This window comes from Pacificibacter marinus (genome assembly GCF_900109555.1).
In the GTDB taxonomy this organism is placed as follows: domain Bacteria; phylum Pseudomonadota; class Alphaproteobacteria; order Rhodobacterales; family Rhodobacteraceae; genus Celeribacter; species Celeribacter marinus_C.
In genome coordinates this window covers 173,672-192,159 of sequence record NZ_FNZV01000003.1, presented here as the reverse complement: position 1 = coordinate 192,159, position 18,488 = coordinate 173,672, and the positions used below count along the sequence as shown (strand labels likewise).

Below are 18,488 nucleotides of genomic sequence, written 5' to 3'. Positions count from 1 at the left end.
TCGGTGCTAAGAGTTTTAAAAGGGCCCTAAATTAAACTGGATTGTCCATGCGCACGCTCAAGCGCACTTTGCCTTTCGTGGCCTGCGGGAATGTCAGGCGCACTTGGTCGGAATTGCTGCCGTAATTGACGGTCGCATATGGAATTGTACCCACCTGACTGCCAGAGCTGTTGGTCAAGGCATCGACAAAGACCATGGATTCAACAGTCCGCGCCCAGCCGCCAAACGGTAGATAATTGCTGGGGTCCAACGTCCACTGTGACGACGCAGTAGATTGGGTGAATTCCAAGGACACAGGGTTGAAGCACGGATCAGAGATCGCGTTGAACGTATTGCCCTCAAAGACGATATTACGCATCCGCGACATGTTGAGTGTTGCAAAGCTTGTATCTATTTTTTCAATTCGATCGATGTTACCGTTGATCGCTTTGAATGTGTTGCCCTGCACCGAAAGACCTTGGATAAAGTGCCCCGCACCATAGGGTTTCACCACGATATAGCTGAACCAATCAGCGCTATCGATTGACATGAAAATGTTGCCGGTGATGGTCAAGGCGCCAAACGAAAACTCGGTGCCAAAATCTGGCGCGGCATCGTGTTCGTTGTTCATCTCAATAGACGCGTTGTCGATGTAGTTGCCCGTGACGATGGATTTCACATTGGGATAGGTAAAGATCAATCCCCCAACGCGCGGACTACTGTTAAAGTTATCACCTTGGAACAAATGGTTGCCCACGAACAAATGCCCTGTCCCGCACAAGATCCCCGTGTGGCCAAATCGTTGGAACCGACTGTCACGCACCTTGGAATCGTTGGCATTCACGTTGAACGCGATGGATTGGCGATCTTCTGAACGCTCGCTTTGCTCATTGGATACAAAGAAACAGCGGTCAATCACCAAGTCTTGGCACCCACGCCCCGTTGATGTAATCCCGCGATGGCTTGGCGATTTGAAATGGCAGTCTTTGATTTGAAAGACCGAGCCTTCTTTGGGCAGGTTAATGCCCGACCCATGCCCGTTGCATAAGAATTCGACATCAGAGATGACGAACTGCGACATCTTACTGAAGCCACTGAAATCCAGAGCATATTTAAATCGCGTAAAGGTGTATGTTTGGTTCGAGCTTGGCCCATACAGCGGCTGGCTGAGCTCCACCGTTTGCGCCCCGACATTCACAGATCGCACGTAAACTTCACGGCCGACACCATTGCCTGAAACATGACTGCCAGTGATGATATTTGCAACGTTTGACACATTGCTCAGCGTCTTGCCGTTGGCGGCAGAATACGACGCAGAAGATGTCGTGGTTTCCACATCCCAATCACTTGATGCTTGGAAGTTGAATTGCCCATTGCGGATCATACGACGCACTTCAAAGGTCGTTTTATTTTCAGCCGCAGCTTGTAAATCAATCGGCCCCGGCAACTCGATGCGACGCCCACACATATCCAAACTGTCGTGGTCGGTGTAGTTCACCAGCGCTTGGAACGCTTTTTTGAACGCCAAAACTTCGTCACCGAACGCGTCGATATACGAGTTCAGATGAAACCCACGACGCAAGGCAAGGCGCACATGATCATCCATAACCATCGTGCCTTCGAAAATAGGCTCGTGGATAAAGGTGAAGTTGCTGGTCAAACGATACGTGCCCTCAGGCACCAAAACTTTGCGACCATTGGCAGCGGCATCTGCGGCCCCGAACGCTGCATTGCACGATGTGGTGCCATCCCCAATCGCACCGAAATCACGCACATCAATAACGCCGACACTGTCAGCCAGAAAATACGAAGACACGTCTTCTATTTTAAGATCATCGATCCGCACAGAGCCACCATTGGCCCCCGTCAAATCAAGACCGAAATGGCCATAAACAGTTTCAAGACCCCACGGCATATCCACACCACCACGCGCGCCGACACCAACGATGGCAGAGATTTCGACAACCTCACCATAGGCGGTCAAAGGCACCGCAGCAGCGATTTCAGTGACGCCGCTGACATGGGTCAAAGACGCATTGCCCGCCCAGCCCGCGATCCGCACAGACGGCAGATTGCCAGACACCGCTTTCACCCGTGCCGTGACCTGTAAATACATGCCAGGCCGCAAAGGCGTCTCACCCATGTAACGCAATTTGGTTGTGGTATTTTGCTTGTAGATTTCCAGCGCACCGCCAAAATCAGCATCCGCCGCGACAAACGCCGCATTGCCCGCCCCCGCATAGGTCGCCGACCCCGGCGTTCCGTCTTCGCTGGACCATACGCCCAAACCGCTCGCGAACGCTGGCGGCATCAGCACCAGCCCTTCAGTAATGGCCTTGTTCATCCGAACCCCTTTCACACATCTCTTAGGTCACATGCGCAGTTGGAGCGACGAACACATCGTCGACCCAAACAAAGGTCTTTCAACTGGAAAGCCGTGGCAGCGCATGCCCAGACACCGAGAGTTCTAGCCCAAGGGGATAACAACGCGCTTAAGCGGGCGTGCGCAGCCACAGCGCAGCGCGCAACACCAAGCCCATCGGAACACGACATTTTTGCATAAAAAAAACCTCCGACACGTCAAACGCGCCGAAGGTAAAATGTCATAGATAACTTATAGCCGCTCAGGGTGCGGGCGGACTTAAGACAGCTCTCCGTCCAAGCCCTGCTGGATCAATGCGATGCTTTCTGGCACGCCGTACAGCGCCACAAACCCACCGAAACGTGGTCCTTGGGATGCCCCTAAAAGCACTTCGTACAGCGCCTTGAACCAATCTCGCAGGTTTTCAAACCCGTGATTTTTGCCGACAGCAAAGACAATAGACTGCAAGAAATCTGCATCCGTCATGTTCGCTTCTGGCAAAGCATCGTCATTGCCCATCGCCGCGTTTTTCTTGGCAATCGCAGCCAAGGCAACCTCAGGTGACGCCAATGCAGCTTTCAAATCAACCAAGGCCGCACGTTCTTGATCGTTTGGCGCACGGAAGGTTTTTTCAGGTTTCACAAAGTCATTGTAATAGGCCACAGCATAGCCCGCTGCGGCATCCAAACCGGGGTGGGTTTCAGGCGATGCATCTGGCGCATAGCGCTGCATAAAGCCCCACATTTGATCTTTTTCTTCAGCATTGGCGACAGACGCCAAGTTGAGCAGCATCGAAAACGGCACCACCATGTCTGAAGCAGGCACGTCTTTGCCATGAATGTGGAACACAGGGTTCGCCGCTTGCTGATCGACCGTTTGCGTTGGATAGGCGCGCAATTGTTGATGATACTCATCCATCGCCCGCGGGATCACATCGAAATGCATCCGTTTCGCGGTCTTTGGTTTTTGGAACATGAAGTAGCTCAAGCTTTCCGTTGACGCATAGGTCAGCCACTCATCAATCGACAAGCCGTTGCCTTTGGATTTCGAAATCTTTTCACCATTTGAATCCAAGAACAATTCGTAGCTAAAGTTCTCGGGGCGCGTGCCACCCAAGATGTCACAGATGCGGCCATAGATTGGCGCATTGGTCGAGTGGTCTTTGCCAAACATCTCGAAATCCACACCCAAGGCCGCCCAGCGTGCGCCAAAGTCAGGCTTCCACTGCAATTTCACATTGCCGCCAGTCACAGGCAGGGTCCATTCTTTGCCGTCTTCGTCGTCAAAGGTGATGGTGTAATCGTCTTTGTTGACCGACTTAATCGGCACGTACAAAACGCGACCCGTTTCTGGGTGGATCGGCAAGAAAATCGAATAGCTCGCCGCGCGTTCTTCGCGCAGGGATTTCAACATGACTTTCATCACGTCGTCATATTTGTCGACAGCGCGCTTGAGCACCTCGTCAAATTTGCCGGTTTTGTAGTAATCCGTGGCAGAATAGAATTCGTAATCAAACCCGAACGTATCCAAGAAACGACGCAGCATTGCGTTGTTGTGATCGCCAAAGCTTGCGTGCGTGCCAAATGGATCGGGCACAGCCGTCAGGGGCAATTGCTCTGCTGCTTTCATCATCTCTTGGTTTGGCACATTCGAGGGCACTTTGCGCATCCCGTCCATGTCGTCAGAGAAACAAATCAAACGGGTTGGAATGTCTGAGATCACCTCAAAAGCGCGGCGGATCATCGTGGTGCGCAACACTTCACCAAAGGTGCCAAGGTGCGGCAAACCAGATGGGCCATACCCTGTCTCGAAAAGCACATAGCCTTTCTTGTCCTTGGATTGCTCATACCGTTTGAGAACTTTGCGGGCCTCTTCAAAAGGCCAGGCTTTGGAGCTCATACCAGCAGTGCGCAGGTCAGTCATGATAGCAATCCTTGAAATCAATTGGTGCGACCCCCGTGGCCGCAAGTGCCTCATGTATTGCGCATGCGGGCTTTGGTCAACAATATCTGCGCCAAAAGACCCGCTAAATCCGCCACGGTGCTTGAATGAGCCCCCCCATCCGCATATCTTAAAGACACCCCAGCCCCAAAGGACAACTCATGACAGACGCTCCACATTCTATGACCGAACAAGATTGTCTTGTGGCCATCATGGTCGCTGTGTCTGTATCCGATGAAAATATCCGCACCTCGGAACTGATGACGATCGAAACCATCGTCAATCATTTGCCTGTTTTTGCCAAATACGATGCGGACCGGATCAAAACGGTCTCTTCGACTGTCTTTGATCTGTTTTCCGAAGAAGACGGTCTGGATGCGCTGTTTGGCCTTGTGCGAGACAACCTGCCAGAGCGCCTTTTCGAGACCGCCTATGCGCTGGCCTGTGACGTGGCAGCATCCGATGGCAGAACCCGCGAAGCAGAACTGCGCTTGCTCGAAGAAATCCGGTACGAACTTGATCTGGATCGCCTGCACGCCGCCGCCATCGAACGTGGCGCTCGCGCGCGTTACATCACGCTATAATCAACTCAAGCCACTAGCTGCCATACACCACGGCCCAGCGCGCGATCAGCGCTTGGTGCAACCGTTTGGCACGGGCATTAAACGTGCGCGCCCCGCGTGGCACCTCAAGCCCCAGCGCTTTGGCCTGCACCCGCGCGGGCACATCCGCCGCGAAACTGGCAAAGGCAAGCCGCGTGCCATCTGGTGCGGTGATATACCCCGCCAAAGTCGATACAAAATCCAGCGTGCCGGTTTTGGCGTCGATGCCAAAGCTCGGCGTCTTGATCACCTCATAGGCATCATCTCGCGGCGCGATGGGTTTCAACAACGGCCCGATCAAAGCCTCCACGCCTGACGCAGACAAAAGCCGCACCATATCCGTCGTGCTCACCAAAGATGCGCCGCCCAATCCGGAATGATCGACAAACGCCAAATGACGCGTGCCAAGCCGCGTTTGCGCCCACGTAGACATCGCCTGTGCCGAGCTTTTCAAATCTTTCGGGTCCAATCCGCGGGCTCGACTGGCCGCCAGACCCAAAATTTCCGCCGTCAAATTGGTGGAGTATTTCAACATATCGCGCACAAGATCAGTCAAAGCCGCGCTGTCGTGACGGGCAATTTCCGTCAACGGCACGGCACTGTCCCCGCGTGCCACAATCGGCTGCGCTTTAGGCAACAGCACCCCTTGCGCCTGCGCCACAGCGGCAAAAACTTCGCCCGCGTACAGCACTGGCAAACGCACCGGCAACCACCGCGCACCGCCATTGCCCAACGCAGACCGCGCCACGCTCCAATCATCGCGCCCCTGCCCCGCCACATGATCGAACACTGGCAGACCCCGATCCGCAATCGTCATCGATGCAATCTTCACATCCGGCGCAAATCTTTTGGCCCGCGCATCCATCTTTAACGCAAACCCATCGCCCTGCTTTTTCCATTCGAAATGCACGCGATTGTAGTTCACATTCAGCCCCGTAATCGTCGGATTATATCCCGCGTATTCGGTCTGCTCGTTGTCTATAATCTCGATGCGCGGCAACGCTGTACCATCTACATAAAACCCGCCCGTGATGCCCGTTACCCCCTGCGCGGCCAACTGCCCCGCCAAGTCGCCCAACATATCGGTATCCAACGTGGGATCGCCGCTGCCTTGCAAAATCAAATCGCCCACGATCTTGCCGTCGACGACTGGCCCCGCTGCGATCACCTTGGTTTGAAAGGTAAAATCAGGCCCCAAATGCTCTAGCGCATAAATCGATGTGGTGACTTTCGCGACTGATGCTGGCGGCATCCGCAACACTGGCCCGCGTGTCTCTAAAATCTCGCCCGCAGTCTCGCCATGCAACGTGGCCACCGCATAAGACACCGCGCCAGACACGCCTGCCTGCGCCACCAAATCTGCACCCGATGGCACAGCACGCTTGTGCAGTCCCTCAGGGCGCGCTTTGGGAAAGGGCGAGCGATCAACAGACGGCACGGTTTGCGCCATCGCCGCCCCCGCCACACCGCCAAACATCAAGCCCAGCGCGGTGCGGCGCGTCAAAACAGTCGTAGATCTGGTGTGGTTCTTATTCAACATGCGCGGAGTAAACCTTGATCTCAGGGCGGCTGCAAGTCGGCAGGATGGTAAAATCGTGCTTCATCGCTCAGCCGCGTTGCCAATCGCCCGCGTTGCGAATTTCAGTCGATGACGCGTCATTCATCGGCACATTCACAAAACACCACGCAGGCGTGCCCACTTGGCCCAACAAATGCGATGCTCGTGCTGGCAGCCTTGCACATTCAAAAATACTCGCCGCCACTGACGTGCGCGCCGCAACGCGCTGACCGGGGCGCGCAATCACACCAATAGGTGTCGTCGCCAAAATACCGCGCCAGTTTTGCCAACGATGAAATTGCTTTAAATTATCTGCACCCATAAGCCAAACAAACGTCACTCCGGGATACATCTGATGCAGCTTGTCCAGCATCTGCGCCGTATACCGCGTGCCCAATTGGCTTTCCAAATCGGTCACTTCAACCCGAGGATGATCCATCACCGCCCGCGCGCGCTGCAACCGTTTTTCAATCGGCGCTGGGCCGACGGATTTGAGCGGATTGGCAGGGCTGACCAGCCACCACACACGGTCCAAATCAAACCGTTTGAGCGCTGCTTTGGTGATATGCACATGGCCCTCATGCGCGGGATCAAAAGACCCCCCGAGCAAACCGATCACCTGACCAGCACGAGCATATGGCAAAGCATGACGCATGAGCGCAGGTTGTGGTGGGGAAATGCTTTTGTGTCAATTGGCTAAACACGCTGGGCGTGGTGTGGGGTTGCCAATGCGAGGGCATTCTTCTGCTAAGGCCCCTATTGCTTAATCAACAACTCTGGTTCACGTTCTTTAACAAACGTATATATGGCCAGATTTTAATTATGACTGACAAAAGATACCAAGTATTTATTAGTTCTACCTACGAAGACCTCAAAGAAGAACGGCGAGCGGTCCAAGACACTTTGATCAGCATGGGAGACTTCCCTGTTCAAATGGAGTCCTTTCCAGCTTCTGACGAAGAGCAACTCGAATACATCAAACCGCTTATTGAGGCCTGTGACTATTACATTTTAATCATTGGCGGCCGATACGGATCAATTACCTCAGATGGACAAAGCTATACCGAAAAAGAGTTTCATCATGCCGTTGAAACAGGCGTGCCTGTTATTGTTCTTGTGCACTCAAATCCAGAAGAATTGCCGCGCAACAAAACTGAGGAAACCTCAGAAGGACACGAAAAGCTTAAGACATTCACAGCATTGGCATCGGACGGTCGCATTAGAAAAAGTTGGGACACGACAGACGGACTAAAGCTATGTGTTCGAGAAGCCGTTGATCACGCAAAAAAGACCAAAAAACGCACCGGATGGGTAAAGGGCGATACAATTGCCAGCACCGCAGCGCTTCAAGAACTTGAAGCGCTGCGTAAAGAAAACAAAAAATTGGAAATTTTCAAACATCCCGCATTTGAAACATCGAGCTTGCCTGAACTTCCTGATTTACAAGATACTGTCGAAGTTCAAATTCACACACACGCGAATATCGGCGGTTATGATAACAACGATTTGCTCGCAAGTATCAGTGGGACTTGGCTTTCATTTTTCATAGCATTTCATCGCAGTGCTCAAATCTCATATAACGATTGGAATGACGAAGAATACTTTGTGCTTGATAAGACCGCTACACGCGAGACAATGGGTCAACTACTAGCCGTCGTATGTGAAAAAAATGCTCTGAATGGACACAGCGTGACTTCGGAATCTTTTGACCTTCTGTGGTGCTATTTTATTGAAGCAGGTCTGTTCTACGAAGAAGGAAATGTACCATTTGCTGATCTAGCAAGAAAAATCATTAGACGACTGACGATTGCAGGTTTGCATACCAAAAGTTTGAAAGTTACATCCGGAAAAATCCGCACAAGTATCCGAATGGACGACGAAGAAATTCCTTTCTAGTAAACATCTTTGACCGCCCCTTCCCCTTCTCGCTCACACACGGTAAACCGTCTCAAATCGTTATTCTCCAAAGGAGCGCGGCTCATGGCAGCTAATAAATTCGTTTACTTCATGGACGGCGTGTCCAAAACCTACCCCGGCGGGAAAAAGGTGTTTGAAAACATCCGCCTCAACTTCCTCCCCGGTGTGAAAATCGGTGTGGTCGGCGTCAACGGCACGGGTAAATCCACGCTGATGCGCATCATGGCTGGCATGGATAAAGAATTCCAAGGCGAAGCTTGGGCGGCCGAGGGCGCGAAAGTCGGCTACCTGCCGCAAGAACCCACATTGGACGAAACTCTATCCGTGCGCGAAAACGTGATGCTGGGCGTGGCCGAAAAGAAAGCCATTCTCGATCGCTACAACGAACTCGCGATGAACTATTCCGATGAAACCGCCGACGAAATGGCCAAGCTGCAAGACGAGATCGACGCACAAAACCTGTGGGATCTCGACAGCCAAGTTGACGTGTCGATGGAAGCCCTGCGTTGCCCTGCCGATGACGCCGATGTCGCCAATCTGTCCGGTGGTGAAAAGCGTCGCGTGGCCCTGTGCAAACTCTTGCTCGAAGCGCCCGATATGTTGCTGCTCGATGAGCCGACCAACCACCTTGACGCTGAAACAATCGCTTGGCTGCAACAGCACTTGATCGACTACAAAGGCACCATCCTTATCGTCACCCACGACCGCTACTTCCTTGATGACATCACCAGCTGGATCTTGGAACTCGACCGTGGCGCGGGCGTCCCTTGGGAAGGCAACTATTCCTCATGGCTTGAACAAAAAGCCAAACGCCTGTCCCAAGAATCCCGTGAAGATAAGTCAAAACAAAAGACCCTTGAACGCGAACTTGAATGGATGCGTCAGTCGCCCAAAGCGCGCCAAGCCAAACAAAAAGCGCGGATCAATTCCTACAACGAACTTGCAGGACAATCCGAGCGTGACAAAGTGGGCCGCGCCCAAATCGTCATCCCCAACGGCCCGCGCCTTGGCAATAAAGTGATCGAAGTCAACGGCTTGAAAAAAGCCATGGGCGATAAGCTTTTGGTCGAAGACCTTGAATTCTCTTTGCCACCCGGTGGCATTGTGGGCGTGATCGGCCCCAACGGCGCGGGTAAGACCACGCTGTTCCGTATGCTCACGGGCCAAGAACAACCCGATGAAGGCACCGTGGAATACGGCGACACCGTCAAACTGTCATACGTCGATCAATCCCGCGATGACCTAGACGCCAACGCCACCGTGTTCGAAGCCATTTCCGATGGCCAAGACATCATCATGCTGGGCGATGCCGAGGTCAACGGCCGCGCATATTGTTCGACCTTTAACTTCAAAGGCGGCGATCAACAGAAAAAAGTCGGTATCCTGTCAGGCGGCGAACGCAACCGCGTTCACATGGCACGCTTGCTGCGCGCTGGCGGCAACGTTTTGTTGCTCGATGAGCCGACCAATGACCTTGATGTCGATACACTGCGCGCCCTCGAAGATGCCCTGACAGATTTCTCAGGCTGTGCTGTCGTGATCTCGCACGATCGCTTCTTCCTTGACCGCATCTGTACCCACATTCTGGCGTTCGAAGGCGATGCCCACGTCGAATGGTTCGAAGGCAACTTTGAAGACTATGAGGAAGACAAAAAACGTCGCCTCGGCGCAGACGCCCTTGAGCCAAAACGCTTGAAGCACAAAAAGTTTGTTCGGTCCTAAAACGCAAAGCGTTTATTACGAGGGGGCGAGACAGTTCACTGAGCGCTCGCTCCTCCTTTCGACCCACATGTGATGCTTGCCTCAAGCGCAACTGAGTGCTCATATAAAAAGGCCCCGTCTACTGGCGGGGCTTTTTTATTGGGAAACATTGAATGACAAATACAATTTCACATCCAGATAGCACAATTCTCAAAAAAGCCACCGATGATGCTGCGACCAACTGGGAATGGTGGGAAGACGACTACCTATATAAAGGCGACTTTGGCGCACTACCTATTCTACAAACCTTTTCTCGATTTAGAGGATTTGGCGCCGACTACTCGGTTACACGCGGCCTTAATTCACGCGAATGCGATGAGATGCGTAAATGGCTAACCACTTTTGTACCAGCTACCGAGCTTGGTCGCGACCAAGATGAATTTAACGCTCAATTCGTCGGATTTCACGAAAAATGTAAAGTAATCGAAGACAATATAAGAAACGAGCTTACAACTCAAAAACGCGTATCCCTATTCAGCAAGCTTTTAGGACATTGGAAACCCAATGAGTTTGCAATGTGGGATCAATACGCTCGCATTGGTCTGCGAAGAATAGTCGGGGGAAACCACTATACACAGTACAAGCACTACTGTCGGTTTAATACCGACTTTCACAATCTTAAAAGGGCATGGTCCGGTGAGCTAAGCAAAATTTCAGAAGAGCGCTGGGCATCACAAACTTCTGATAAAGATAAAATTCAGGAACGAATTGAACTCTTCATGCCACGTATTCTGGATAATTATCTGGTAGAATTAGGACGAAGTTAAGCCTCCAGCGACTGCCCCGAGGAGGTGTGCGTGAAACGCGCAGACCCGTGGGGGCGGGTCAGACGCGTCAAAGATGCAAGCATCTTTGAAAAGTAGAGACCGTAAACGGCTCAGGGCTCACTCCTTCACATCAACAGGCGGTGCGCCGTGGATATCTTCGGTGTCGGGATCAATCCCCATGCGCAGTGATTTTCGATAGGCGGCGACCTTGGCGTTTCGTGTCTCGATCTGCCCGATCCGCAATTGCGCATAGGTCGCCAGCACGCGGTTGATCCGCGCTTGATAACCGGGGCCCGTGGCGCGGTAAAAGTCGACCACGCTTTCATCCAAGCGCAGCGTCACCTTCACCTTGTTTTCCGTTGCGGGCATATCTTGGTCCAACGTGAACCACGCCTTGGGGACTATTTCTTTGATGTCTTGAAAGCTGTACAAATCATCGCGCAACTCAGAAGCGCGATTGTAAAAACGGTCAACGGCAAATTGTTCGGTTTTGGTGCGGCGCATGGCGAACCTCGTAGGACAATGGGATCAGTGTCCCAGTCTCGCGCCAAAAGGTTAACGTCACTTTTGCCCATCGCGCGCCGCCCGACACACCGCAGACAGGTGCCATACGACAGCCATACACAAAGCAGACGGAGTGCAGACGGGGCAAATCCGCCCTGTTGTGTCGTTAACATTTATGCGTTTTATGTCGTGTGATGCGCCGCGCGCTTCGCGTCGTTTTAGGCCAAAATAACAGCCGTAATCCACAGACCAAACCCAAACGCAGTGTGCGCCAAAAGTCCCATGCCACGGGCCTTCCAAGGGGTCGCGGTTTTGGACGCGGCGATGCCCACGCCCAAGCCCGGTTGCAAGATAAACCACCCCGCGCCGATGGTCACAATGGCGAATATCCATGCGGGTAAAAACGTGGGGGATGCAAGCCAATCCGCGCCCATTATCACTGCCAAAACAACGCCATATGCCAATCCGACCGCGTAGTGGAACAGCCAGCCGATGGTGGTTTCGTTGTGCACCGGCGCGGCATTTGAGATGTTATCGTGAAACATCGTGCCACGGCCCAGATGCACCACCCAACGGCCTACGTTGCCCCAGTTTGACAGGCCCACGCCGAACACCCGATTCAGGGCGAGCGCCCAGAGATCCATTGCGATTGTCGCGCCAAGGCCCATTAAGAGCCCGGAGAGCAAAATAGTTGTCATGGTAAATATGTCCTTAACACCCATCTATAGTGGGCTATGCCGTTGGTTTCACAAAATATAGCATGGCGGGTTGAAAAAGGTCAGCGGGAATATGATCAAATGTGCTGTGCATTAAAATTTCCTTTGCATAGGGCGAAAAATGTGCTCTATGGGCCTTGCGACGTTATCTCTATCGACCCTTCTGTTTTCCCTTATCCGGCACTCAGTCTTCGATCAGACCCCTGACACGCCGATCTGCCGCAATATCGTGGGCAGTGATTAAGGAGAAAATACAATGGCTAATGGTACAGTAAAATGGTTCAATTCCACTAAAGGTTTCGGTTTTATCGAGCCAGAAGGTGGCAACAAAGACGTGTTCGTTCACATCTCTGCTGTTGAACGTTCCGGCCTTACAGGTCTTCGCGACGGTGCGAAAGTTACTTTCGACATCGAAGCTGGCCGTGACGGTCGCGAATCTGCGATTAACTTGACTGTAGAATAATCTACACTCTCGTTTGAGATAACGCTCGGTGCTTTCGCATCGAGCGTTTTTTTATGTTTGATCAATGGTTTGATGTAAAAATGGCGCGAGGTTCCCCCCGCGCCTTTTGTCGTTTTATCGCTGTATCGCCTTTATTTCTTTTTGACGAATTCAGTCAAAATCACGATCCGTTGGCTTTCGACGCGGCCTTCAATATGCCCAGCATTATCGGCCACCAATGAAATTCCGCGCACGGCGGTTCCGCGTTTGGCCGTAAATCCACCGCCTTTAACAGGCAAATCTTTGATCAACACAACGGTATCGCCCGCCGACAAAACAGCGCCATTGCTATCGCGGTGGATCACATCAGGACCGCCAGACTTGGCCCACTCTTCAACATCAGGTTCAAGGTAGAGCATATCAAGCGCATCTGCGGCCCATGATTCCTCGGCATGGCGCATCAAAAGTCGCCAAGACAAAACTTTTACGGCATCTGATTCTGACCACATCGACGTCGAAAGCGCATTCCAATGCCCCTCAGGCACAACCTCGCCTTTAAGGCCGTCCGCACAGGTGTCACACAAGGCCACGGCATCGGGGCGCGGGGCCACAGATACTTCGGTCAATGTGCCTGACGCACCACAAATTTCACAATCGGCCATAACGCCCTCCATTTTCTGAGCGGACCCTAGGCCTGCACCCAAAACAGAGCAAGCAACAAACCGCCCCGTTATGCGGTTCTTGCTGGAAACCACATGTGAAACAGACCATATTTACTCAATGTGTCGCGCGCAAAAAATGGACCAACCACAATGACGTTTCGAAGCATACTAATCGCAACAGCTTTATGGGCAGGTCTGTCCGTACCAGCATTTGGGTTTGAGGCCACTTTGACCACAACCGCGTCAGGAAGTGTACGCAATCGGTTGTCTGCGGCGTCTAGCGTTTTAGAGGCCGAACGTGATGAGATTACGCAACCTTCCGATATCATTGCGGCGGTGCAATCTGACTATCGCAGCTTACTTGGAGCACTATACAAATCAGGCTATTACGCCCCTGTTGTGCGTATTTCCGTCGATGGGCGCGAGGGCAGCACGCTGTCTTTGATCACCCTACCAGAACGAATTTCCAAGGTTGTTATATCGGTCGACACAGGTCCTAAATTCACTTTTGGCACGGCAAAAATCGCTCCAGTGACGCCCGAAACGCTTGTGCCTTTAGAGTTTTCAACAGGTAAAACAGCACGCTCGGGTGCAGTTGGCACAGCCAAAGATGCCGCGATTGATGGATGGCGCGCTGCGGGCCACCCAAAGGCCACTTTGACCGATCAGTCCATCGTCGCGGATCACAACACCAACACCTTAAATGTGGATTTGGGCATAGGGCCTGGCCCCAAGGCAACGTTTGGGGAATTGCGCTTTGCTGGCACCAAACGTGTCTCGCCAAAGCGTTTGGAAAAGATCACAGGCGCGATCACGGGCAAAACTTTCGACCCTGAATTGCTTGATACAGCAGCAGCGCGTTTGCGTCGCACAGGGGCATTTCGATCCGTGTCGATCACCGAAGCAGACAGTTTGAATGCGGATGACAGTCTAGATATTCTCGCAACAGTTACCGACGCAGCACCACGCCGTCTGGGGTTTGGCGCTGAAATCGATTCGCTCGAAGGCGGCACACTATCCGCGTATTGGCTGCACCGTAACATTTCAGGCAAAGCGGATCGGCTGCGCTTTGATGCGGAAATTGGCGGATTAGGATCATCCACAGGCGTGGACTATTCGATCAAGGCCAACTACCGCCGCCCCGCTCTTACACGCCCTGCTTTGACGTTGATCGCGGAAGCCGAAGTGTCTCATTTGGACGAACCAAACTACCTGTCTGATCTGACAAAATTGATGGTGGTTGCAGAAAAAATAATTTCAGAGCACAGCTATTTCAATGGCGGGATCGGCTTTCGCTATTCCGATGTGACGGACGATGTAGGCCAGCGTAACTTTTCACACGTTATCTTTCCAATAGAAGGCGAACGCGACTACAGAGACAACGTTATGTCCCCCACATCTGGGACGTATTTTTACGCGCAAATCATGCCCTACCTGGGCTTAAGCGGCTCGGAAAGTGGTGCACGTTTTTATGCCGATGGGCGTGGTTATCTGGGCTTTGGCAATGATGATCGCTTTGTGTTTGCCGCACGTATTTTGGCAGGGTCCATCGTCGGCAGTGACACGACAACCACACCGCCTGATTTATTGTTCTACTCTGGCGGCGGCGGCACCGTGCGCGGGCAACCCTATCAATCTTTGAATGTTGATTTGGGCGGCGGAACCGAAACTGGCGGAACAAGTTTTGTTGGCCTGTCCACAGAATTGCGCGCGGGAATTAATGAAAAACTATCGTTGGTTGGTTTTGCCGATCTTGGGGGCATTGGCGCAAATGCGATCCCCGATGACACGATGAACTGGCACGCAGGTGCGGGGTTGGGCTTGCGCTATGACACCGGATTTGGCCCTATCAGGCTTGATATCGCGGCCCCAGTGTCGGGCTCAACCGGCGACGGCGTACAAATCTATGTTGGGATTGGACAAGCGTTTTGAACAAGCGAATTCGCCTTTTCGCGGCCCTGTGTTTGCCCTTGGCCATATTGGTCCAAACAGCGGCACAGGCCCAAACACAAGACACGTCAGAGCGCGATCGTTCTTTGATTGTCGGGTTTCTTGAAGACAATCTATCGGGGGCGGGTCGCAATATTCGCATCGATGGCTTCAAGGGGCTTTTGTCATCTGAGGCAACGTTGGAGAGTCTAACGATTTCTGACGACCAAGGCGTATGGCTGACGCTCACCGATGCGGTTCTGGATTGGAACCGATCTGCGCTGTTGTCCGGACGTCTTGAGGTTGAAAAATTATCTGCGGCGTCGATTGAACTCATTCGGCGACCTGAAACTGCCGCGACGACAACCACTCCCGAAGCCTCAGTTTTTTCCTTGCCTGAACTGCCCGTGAGCATAGATATAGGCGCGTTTTCAGTGGACGAAGTTCACCTAGGCCCCGAAATTATCGGCACGCAGGATCCAATTTTACTATCGGTGTTTGGCACAGCCTCGCTTAAGGATGGAAACGGCGCGGCCACGCTAGAAATTGACAGGTTGCAAGGGCCGGTTGGCAGCTTTCGCCTAGACACCGCCTATAGCAATGCAGATGCAAACCTTGATCTAGACCTGTCGCTCACCGAAGGCCAAAATGGTTTGGTGGCCACAATGATCGGCCTGCCTGGCACGCCAGATTTGTCCCTGACCGCCAAAGGATCAGGACCGCTTGATACGTTTATAGCCGATATTGAGTTGGCCACACTTGGGCAACCACGGCTCGCGGGGCGCGTCGGAGTGTCTACGATTGTGGACCCAAGCGAACTGCAAGAAACCGATGAGGGTGCGCAAACCGCAACGTCTGTACCCCAACCCAAAACACGTTCGTTTTTTGCCGATATCAGAGGGGATGTGACGCCTCTGTTTGATCCAGAATACGCCGCGTTTTTTGGCGCATCCACTCAGCTGACCGTAAATGGCGTGTCTTATCCAGATGGCCGCATGACACTTGATGACTTTTCCTTGGGCACCGATGCCTTGTCGCTTAGCGGTGCATTGGCCATTGGCACAGATGCCTTGCCAACGTCTTTTGACATCTCGGGCACCATACAAACCAAAGACGGCACGCCAACATTGCTGCCCCTTGCAGGGGACAAGCGCTTTATCGACCGCGCCGAAATATCAGCTCAATATGATGCCACACGTGGCGAAGTCTGGAGTGCAAAAGCACAACTGTCTGGTTTTGACCAAACCGATCTCACCATCAAAGATGTGTCTGTGACCGCCAAAGGACTTATTTCGCGCAAACGACACGCAGAATTGTCACAGATATTGCGTGCGCTAGAAGCCAACATCCAAATCATGGCATCTGGCATCGCATTTACAGACCCAGCCCTGCAAACAGCTGTTGGGCCAGAACTGGCAGCAGATACACAATTGACGTGGCGCGACGATGGCAAGCTTGTCATCAGTGATTTCATAGTCTTGTCACAAGACACCAAATTGAATGCCGCAGGAACTGTTTCAGGGTTGGACAGCGGCTTTACATTCAAAGGCAACGTCGCCTTGGACACGCCTCGTCTGTCCCGCTTTGCGCCTCTCGCTGGTCGCCCACTCAAAGGGGCCGTAAACGCGACAGCCCAAGGCGTATTCACCCCGCTTGGCGGTGGGTTTGACGCCCAAATCACAGGGTTGGGGCAAAACCTAGAAATGGGCATTCCCAAAGTAGATGCGCTTATAAATGGCCGCAGTGAATTCGCACTGACTGCGCGGCGCGATGAAACGGGACTGAACTTTGACTCACTCACATTGCAAACGCCTGCCATCACAGCACAAGGCAGCGGGACGCTGACAGGCGAAAGCTCTAATCTCGAACTTGCAGTGCGTCTTGATGATACCGCGCGCCTGAACGCAGGCGTCAGCGGGCCGTTATCGGTGGACGCAAATGTTTCGCAATCGACACCAACAGGGCCATGGCAAACCACGGCCACCATGACCGGCCCCGGCGGATCACAAGCAAACCTTTCAGGATCCATTGCCAACACATTCAACACGGCTGCGCTGCAACTTGTGGGAACGGCCCCATTAGGGTTGGCCAATAACATGACCACTGCCGCTCTTGTTCAGGGAACCGCAGCGTTTAATTTGCGTCTTGATGGGCCGCTGGCGTTGTCTTCTGTGTCTGGAACGATCACAACCCAAGAGGGCGCACGCGCGGTGCTGCCCGCGACAGGGTTATCACTGTCTTTTGAAAAATTCGAAGCCCGCCTCGACAATGACAATGCCCAAATTTCTGCCATTGCACGTGCGGACACTGGTGGACGACTGACAGCCGAGGGGCGCATTGGTGTGACCTCAGGTTTGCAAACAGATTTGCGAGTGATTGTGAATAATCTGACAGTTAGCGATCCAGACCTTTACAGCACGACGGTGAATGGCAACATCGCCATCACAGGGGCGCTTTTAACAGGGCCCAAAATTGTTGGCGCATTGACACTTGGGCAAACCGACGTGCGTGTGGCCTCAGTGGCATTAGGCGCAGGCGGTGACATTCTACCCATAACGCACCTGTCGGAACCAAGTGACGTCAGACAAACCCGCGCCCGTGCAGGGGTGCTTGCCACAGACAGCAATGACAGTGCTGCATATGGTGTCCAGCTGGATGTAACAGTCGATGCACCGAACCAAGTGTTCGTACGCGGACGCGGGCTGGACGCCGAACTGGGCGGCAGATTGCGCCTGACTGGATCAACGCAAAACATCGTGCCTATCGGTCAGTTTTCTCTGATACGCGGTCGTCTTAGCCTACTTGGAAATCGGATCGAGCTGACAGAGGGGGAACTTTATCTGCAAGGCAGCTTTGACCCAAGTTTTAAGCTTGTCGCGGAAACCAATACGGATGACATGACCATTCAAGTCACCACATCCGGCAGTGTCAGCGCGCCTGCGGTAGACCTAACATCATCACCTGAACTGCCTGAGGACGAAATTCTAGCCCAGCTTTTATTTGGCCGTGCCTTGACCGAGATTTCGGCATTTCAAGCCGCCCAAATGGCTGCTGCGGTTGCGACATTAACTGGGGGCGGCAACGGCATTGTTGGTTCGATCCGCGACTCTATCGGGGTAGACGATTTGGATGTCACAACATCTGACGAAGGCGACACGGCCTTGCGCGTGGGCAAATACCTGTCTGACGATGTTTATACAGATGTCACCATCGACAGCAGCGGCAAGTCTGTGATCAACCTAAACTTGGATGCCTCTGATACGGTGACGTTCAAAGGGTCTATGTCACCCAGCGGTGCCACAAGTCTTGGGGTGTTTTTCGAAAAAGATTACTGAAGCGCATCATATG

Annotated in this window: 14 protein-coding genes; 7 read left to right on the top strand and 7 right to left on the bottom strand. The window is 52.9% G+C overall.

From position 1 onward, the window contains the following. Positions 1 to 31 precede the first annotated feature (31 nt). Together BM025_RS05850 and BM025_RS05845 are read right to left on the bottom strand one after the other, a co-directional pair. Positions 32 to 2,323: a hypothetical protein gene (locus BM025_RS05850; RefSeq protein WP_085848759.1), complete on the bottom strand. Its 2,292-nt coding sequence runs from the start codon at positions 2,321 to 2,323 to the stop codon at positions 32 to 34. A gap of 297 nt (positions 2,324 to 2,620) precedes the next feature. Continuing rightward, positions 2,621 to 4,264, bottom strand: coding sequence for a lysine--tRNA ligase (locus tag BM025_RS05845; RefSeq protein ID WP_085848757.1), 1,644 nt, complete (start codon positions 4,262 to 4,264; stop codon positions 2,621 to 2,623). A gap of 179 nt (positions 4,265 to 4,443) precedes the next feature. Here BM025_RS05845 and BM025_RS05840 point away from each other — a divergent pair, with 179 nt between their 5' ends. Further along, positions 4,444 to 4,866, top strand: coding sequence for a tellurite resistance TerB family protein (locus BM025_RS05840; protein ID WP_085848754.1), 423 nt, complete (start codon positions 4,444 to 4,446; stop codon positions 4,864 to 4,866). A 13-nt stretch (positions 4,867 to 4,879) separates the two neighbouring features. On the opposite strand, the gene dacB is transcribed toward BM025_RS05840, so the two are convergent. After that, complete coding sequence (gene dacB, locus BM025_RS05835) at positions 4,880 to 6,424, bottom strand: D-alanyl-D-alanine carboxypeptidase/D-alanyl-D-alanine endopeptidase (protein WP_085848751.1); 1,545 nt, start codon at positions 6,422 to 6,424, stop codon at positions 4,880 to 4,882. Between the two features lie 67 nt (positions 6,425 to 6,491). Then, entirely contained in the window at positions 6,492 to 7,097 is a 606-nt protein-coding gene (locus BM025_RS05830) for a nicotinate-nucleotide adenylyltransferase (RefSeq protein WP_085848748.1), read from the bottom strand. A 167-nt stretch (positions 7,098 to 7,264) separates the two neighbouring features. Between BM025_RS05830 and BM025_RS05825 the strand changes: the two genes are divergently transcribed. From BM025_RS05825 to BM025_RS05815, 3 genes are all read left to right on the top strand, one after another. Then, entirely contained in the window at positions 7,265 to 8,338 is a 1,074-nt protein-coding gene (locus BM025_RS05825) for a DUF4062 domain-containing protein (RefSeq protein ID WP_085848745.1), read from the top strand. A gap of 84 nt (positions 8,339 to 8,422) precedes the next feature. Continuing rightward, complete coding sequence (ettA, locus tag BM025_RS05820) at positions 8,423 to 10,081, top strand: energy-dependent translational throttle protein EttA (protein ID WP_085848743.1); 1,659 nt, start codon at positions 8,423 to 8,425, stop codon at positions 10,079 to 10,081. 152 nt (positions 10,082 to 10,233) lie between these two features. Beyond that, positions 10,234 to 10,887 (top strand): hypothetical protein, encoded by a 654-nt coding sequence (locus tag BM025_RS05815; RefSeq protein ID WP_085848741.1) that lies wholly within the window; start codon positions 10,234 to 10,236, stop codon positions 10,885 to 10,887. Between the two features lie 117 nt (positions 10,888 to 11,004). Here BM025_RS05815 and BM025_RS05810 read toward each other — a convergent pair whose 3' ends face one another. Further along, positions 11,005 to 11,391, bottom strand: a complete 387-nt coding sequence (locus BM025_RS05810) for a BrnA antitoxin family protein (RefSeq protein ID WP_085848738.1) — start codon at positions 11,389 to 11,391, stop codon at positions 11,005 to 11,007. Between the two features lie 218 nt (positions 11,392 to 11,609). Further along, positions 11,610 to 12,089: a DUF2938 domain-containing protein gene (locus tag BM025_RS05805; RefSeq protein WP_085848735.1), complete on the bottom strand. Its 480-nt coding sequence runs from the start codon at positions 12,087 to 12,089 to the stop codon at positions 11,610 to 11,612. 274 nt (positions 12,090 to 12,363) lie between these two features. Between BM025_RS05805 and BM025_RS05800 the strand changes: the two genes are divergently transcribed. Further along, on the top strand, positions 12,364 to 12,570 hold the full coding sequence (locus tag BM025_RS05800) for a cold-shock protein (protein WP_085848732.1): 207 nt from the start codon (positions 12,364 to 12,366) through the stop codon (positions 12,568 to 12,570). A 131-nt stretch (positions 12,571 to 12,701) separates the two neighbouring features. Here the strand turns inward: BM025_RS05800 and BM025_RS05795 are convergent, their stop codons facing one another. Next, entirely contained in the window at positions 12,702 to 13,211 is a 510-nt protein-coding gene (locus tag BM025_RS05795; RefSeq protein ID WP_085848729.1) for a PhnA domain-containing protein, read from the bottom strand. Positions 13,212 to 13,361: 150 nt separating this feature from the next. On the opposite strand from BM025_RS05795, the gene BM025_RS05790 reads away from it, so the two are divergent. Both BM025_RS05790 and BM025_RS05785 read left to right on the top strand, forming a co-directional pair. Then, positions 13,362 to 15,143 carry an autotransporter assembly complex protein TamA gene (locus tag BM025_RS05790; protein WP_085848727.1) on the top strand — a complete coding sequence of 594 codons (1,782 nt, stop codon included), beginning with the start codon at positions 13,362 to 13,364 and terminating at the stop codon, positions 15,141 to 15,143. Continuing rightward, positions 15,140 to 18,475: a translocation/assembly module TamB domain-containing protein gene (locus BM025_RS05785; RefSeq protein WP_085848725.1), complete on the top strand. Its 3,336-nt coding sequence runs from the start codon at positions 15,140 to 15,142 to the stop codon at positions 18,473 to 18,475. Before BM025_RS05790 ends, BM025_RS05785 begins: the two co-directional genes overlap by 4 nt. The last annotated feature ends 13 nt before the right edge of the window (positions 18,476 to 18,488 follow it).

Bases quoted from the DNA above. Each gene is read 5' to 3' on its own strand.
- BM025_RS05850 (WP_085848759.1), bottom strand. From the start codon at position 2,323: ATGAACAAGGCCATTACTGAAGGGCTGGTGCTGATGCCGCCAGCGTTC.
- BM025_RS05845 (WP_085848757.1), bottom strand. From the start codon at position 4,264: ATGACTGACCTGCGCACTGCTGGTATGAGCTCCAAAGCCTGGCCTTTT.
- BM025_RS05840 (WP_085848754.1), top strand. From the start codon at position 4,444: ATGACAGACGCTCCACATTCTATGACCGAACAAGATTGTCTTGTGGCC.
- dacB (WP_085848751.1), bottom strand. From the start codon at position 6,424: ATGTTGAATAAGAACCACACCAGATCTACGACTGTTTTGACGCGCCGC.
- BM025_RS05830 (WP_085848748.1), bottom strand. From the start codon at position 7,097: ATGCGTCATGCTTTGCCATATGCTCGTGCTGGTCAGGTGATCGGTTTG.
- BM025_RS05825 (WP_085848745.1), top strand. From the start codon at position 7,265: ATGACTGACAAAAGATACCAAGTATTTATTAGTTCTACCTACGAAGAC.
- ettA (WP_085848743.1), top strand. From the start codon at position 8,423: ATGGCAGCTAATAAATTCGTTTACTTCATGGACGGCGTGTCCAAAACC.
- BM025_RS05815 (WP_085848741.1), top strand. From the start codon at position 10,234: ATGACAAATACAATTTCACATCCAGATAGCACAATTCTCAAAAAAGCC.
- BM025_RS05810 (WP_085848738.1), bottom strand. From the start codon at position 11,391: ATGCGCCGCACCAAAACCGAACAATTTGCCGTTGACCGTTTTTACAAT.
- BM025_RS05805 (WP_085848735.1), bottom strand. From the start codon at position 12,089: ATGACAACTATTTTGCTCTCCGGGCTCTTAATGGGCCTTGGCGCGACA.
- BM025_RS05800 (WP_085848732.1), top strand. From the start codon at position 12,364: ATGGCTAATGGTACAGTAAAATGGTTCAATTCCACTAAAGGTTTCGGT.
- BM025_RS05795 (WP_085848729.1), bottom strand. From the start codon at position 13,211: ATGGCCGATTGTGAAATTTGTGGTGCGTCAGGCACATTGACCGAAGTA.
- BM025_RS05790 (WP_085848727.1), top strand. From the start codon at position 13,362: ATGACGTTTCGAAGCATACTAATCGCAACAGCTTTATGGGCAGGTCTG.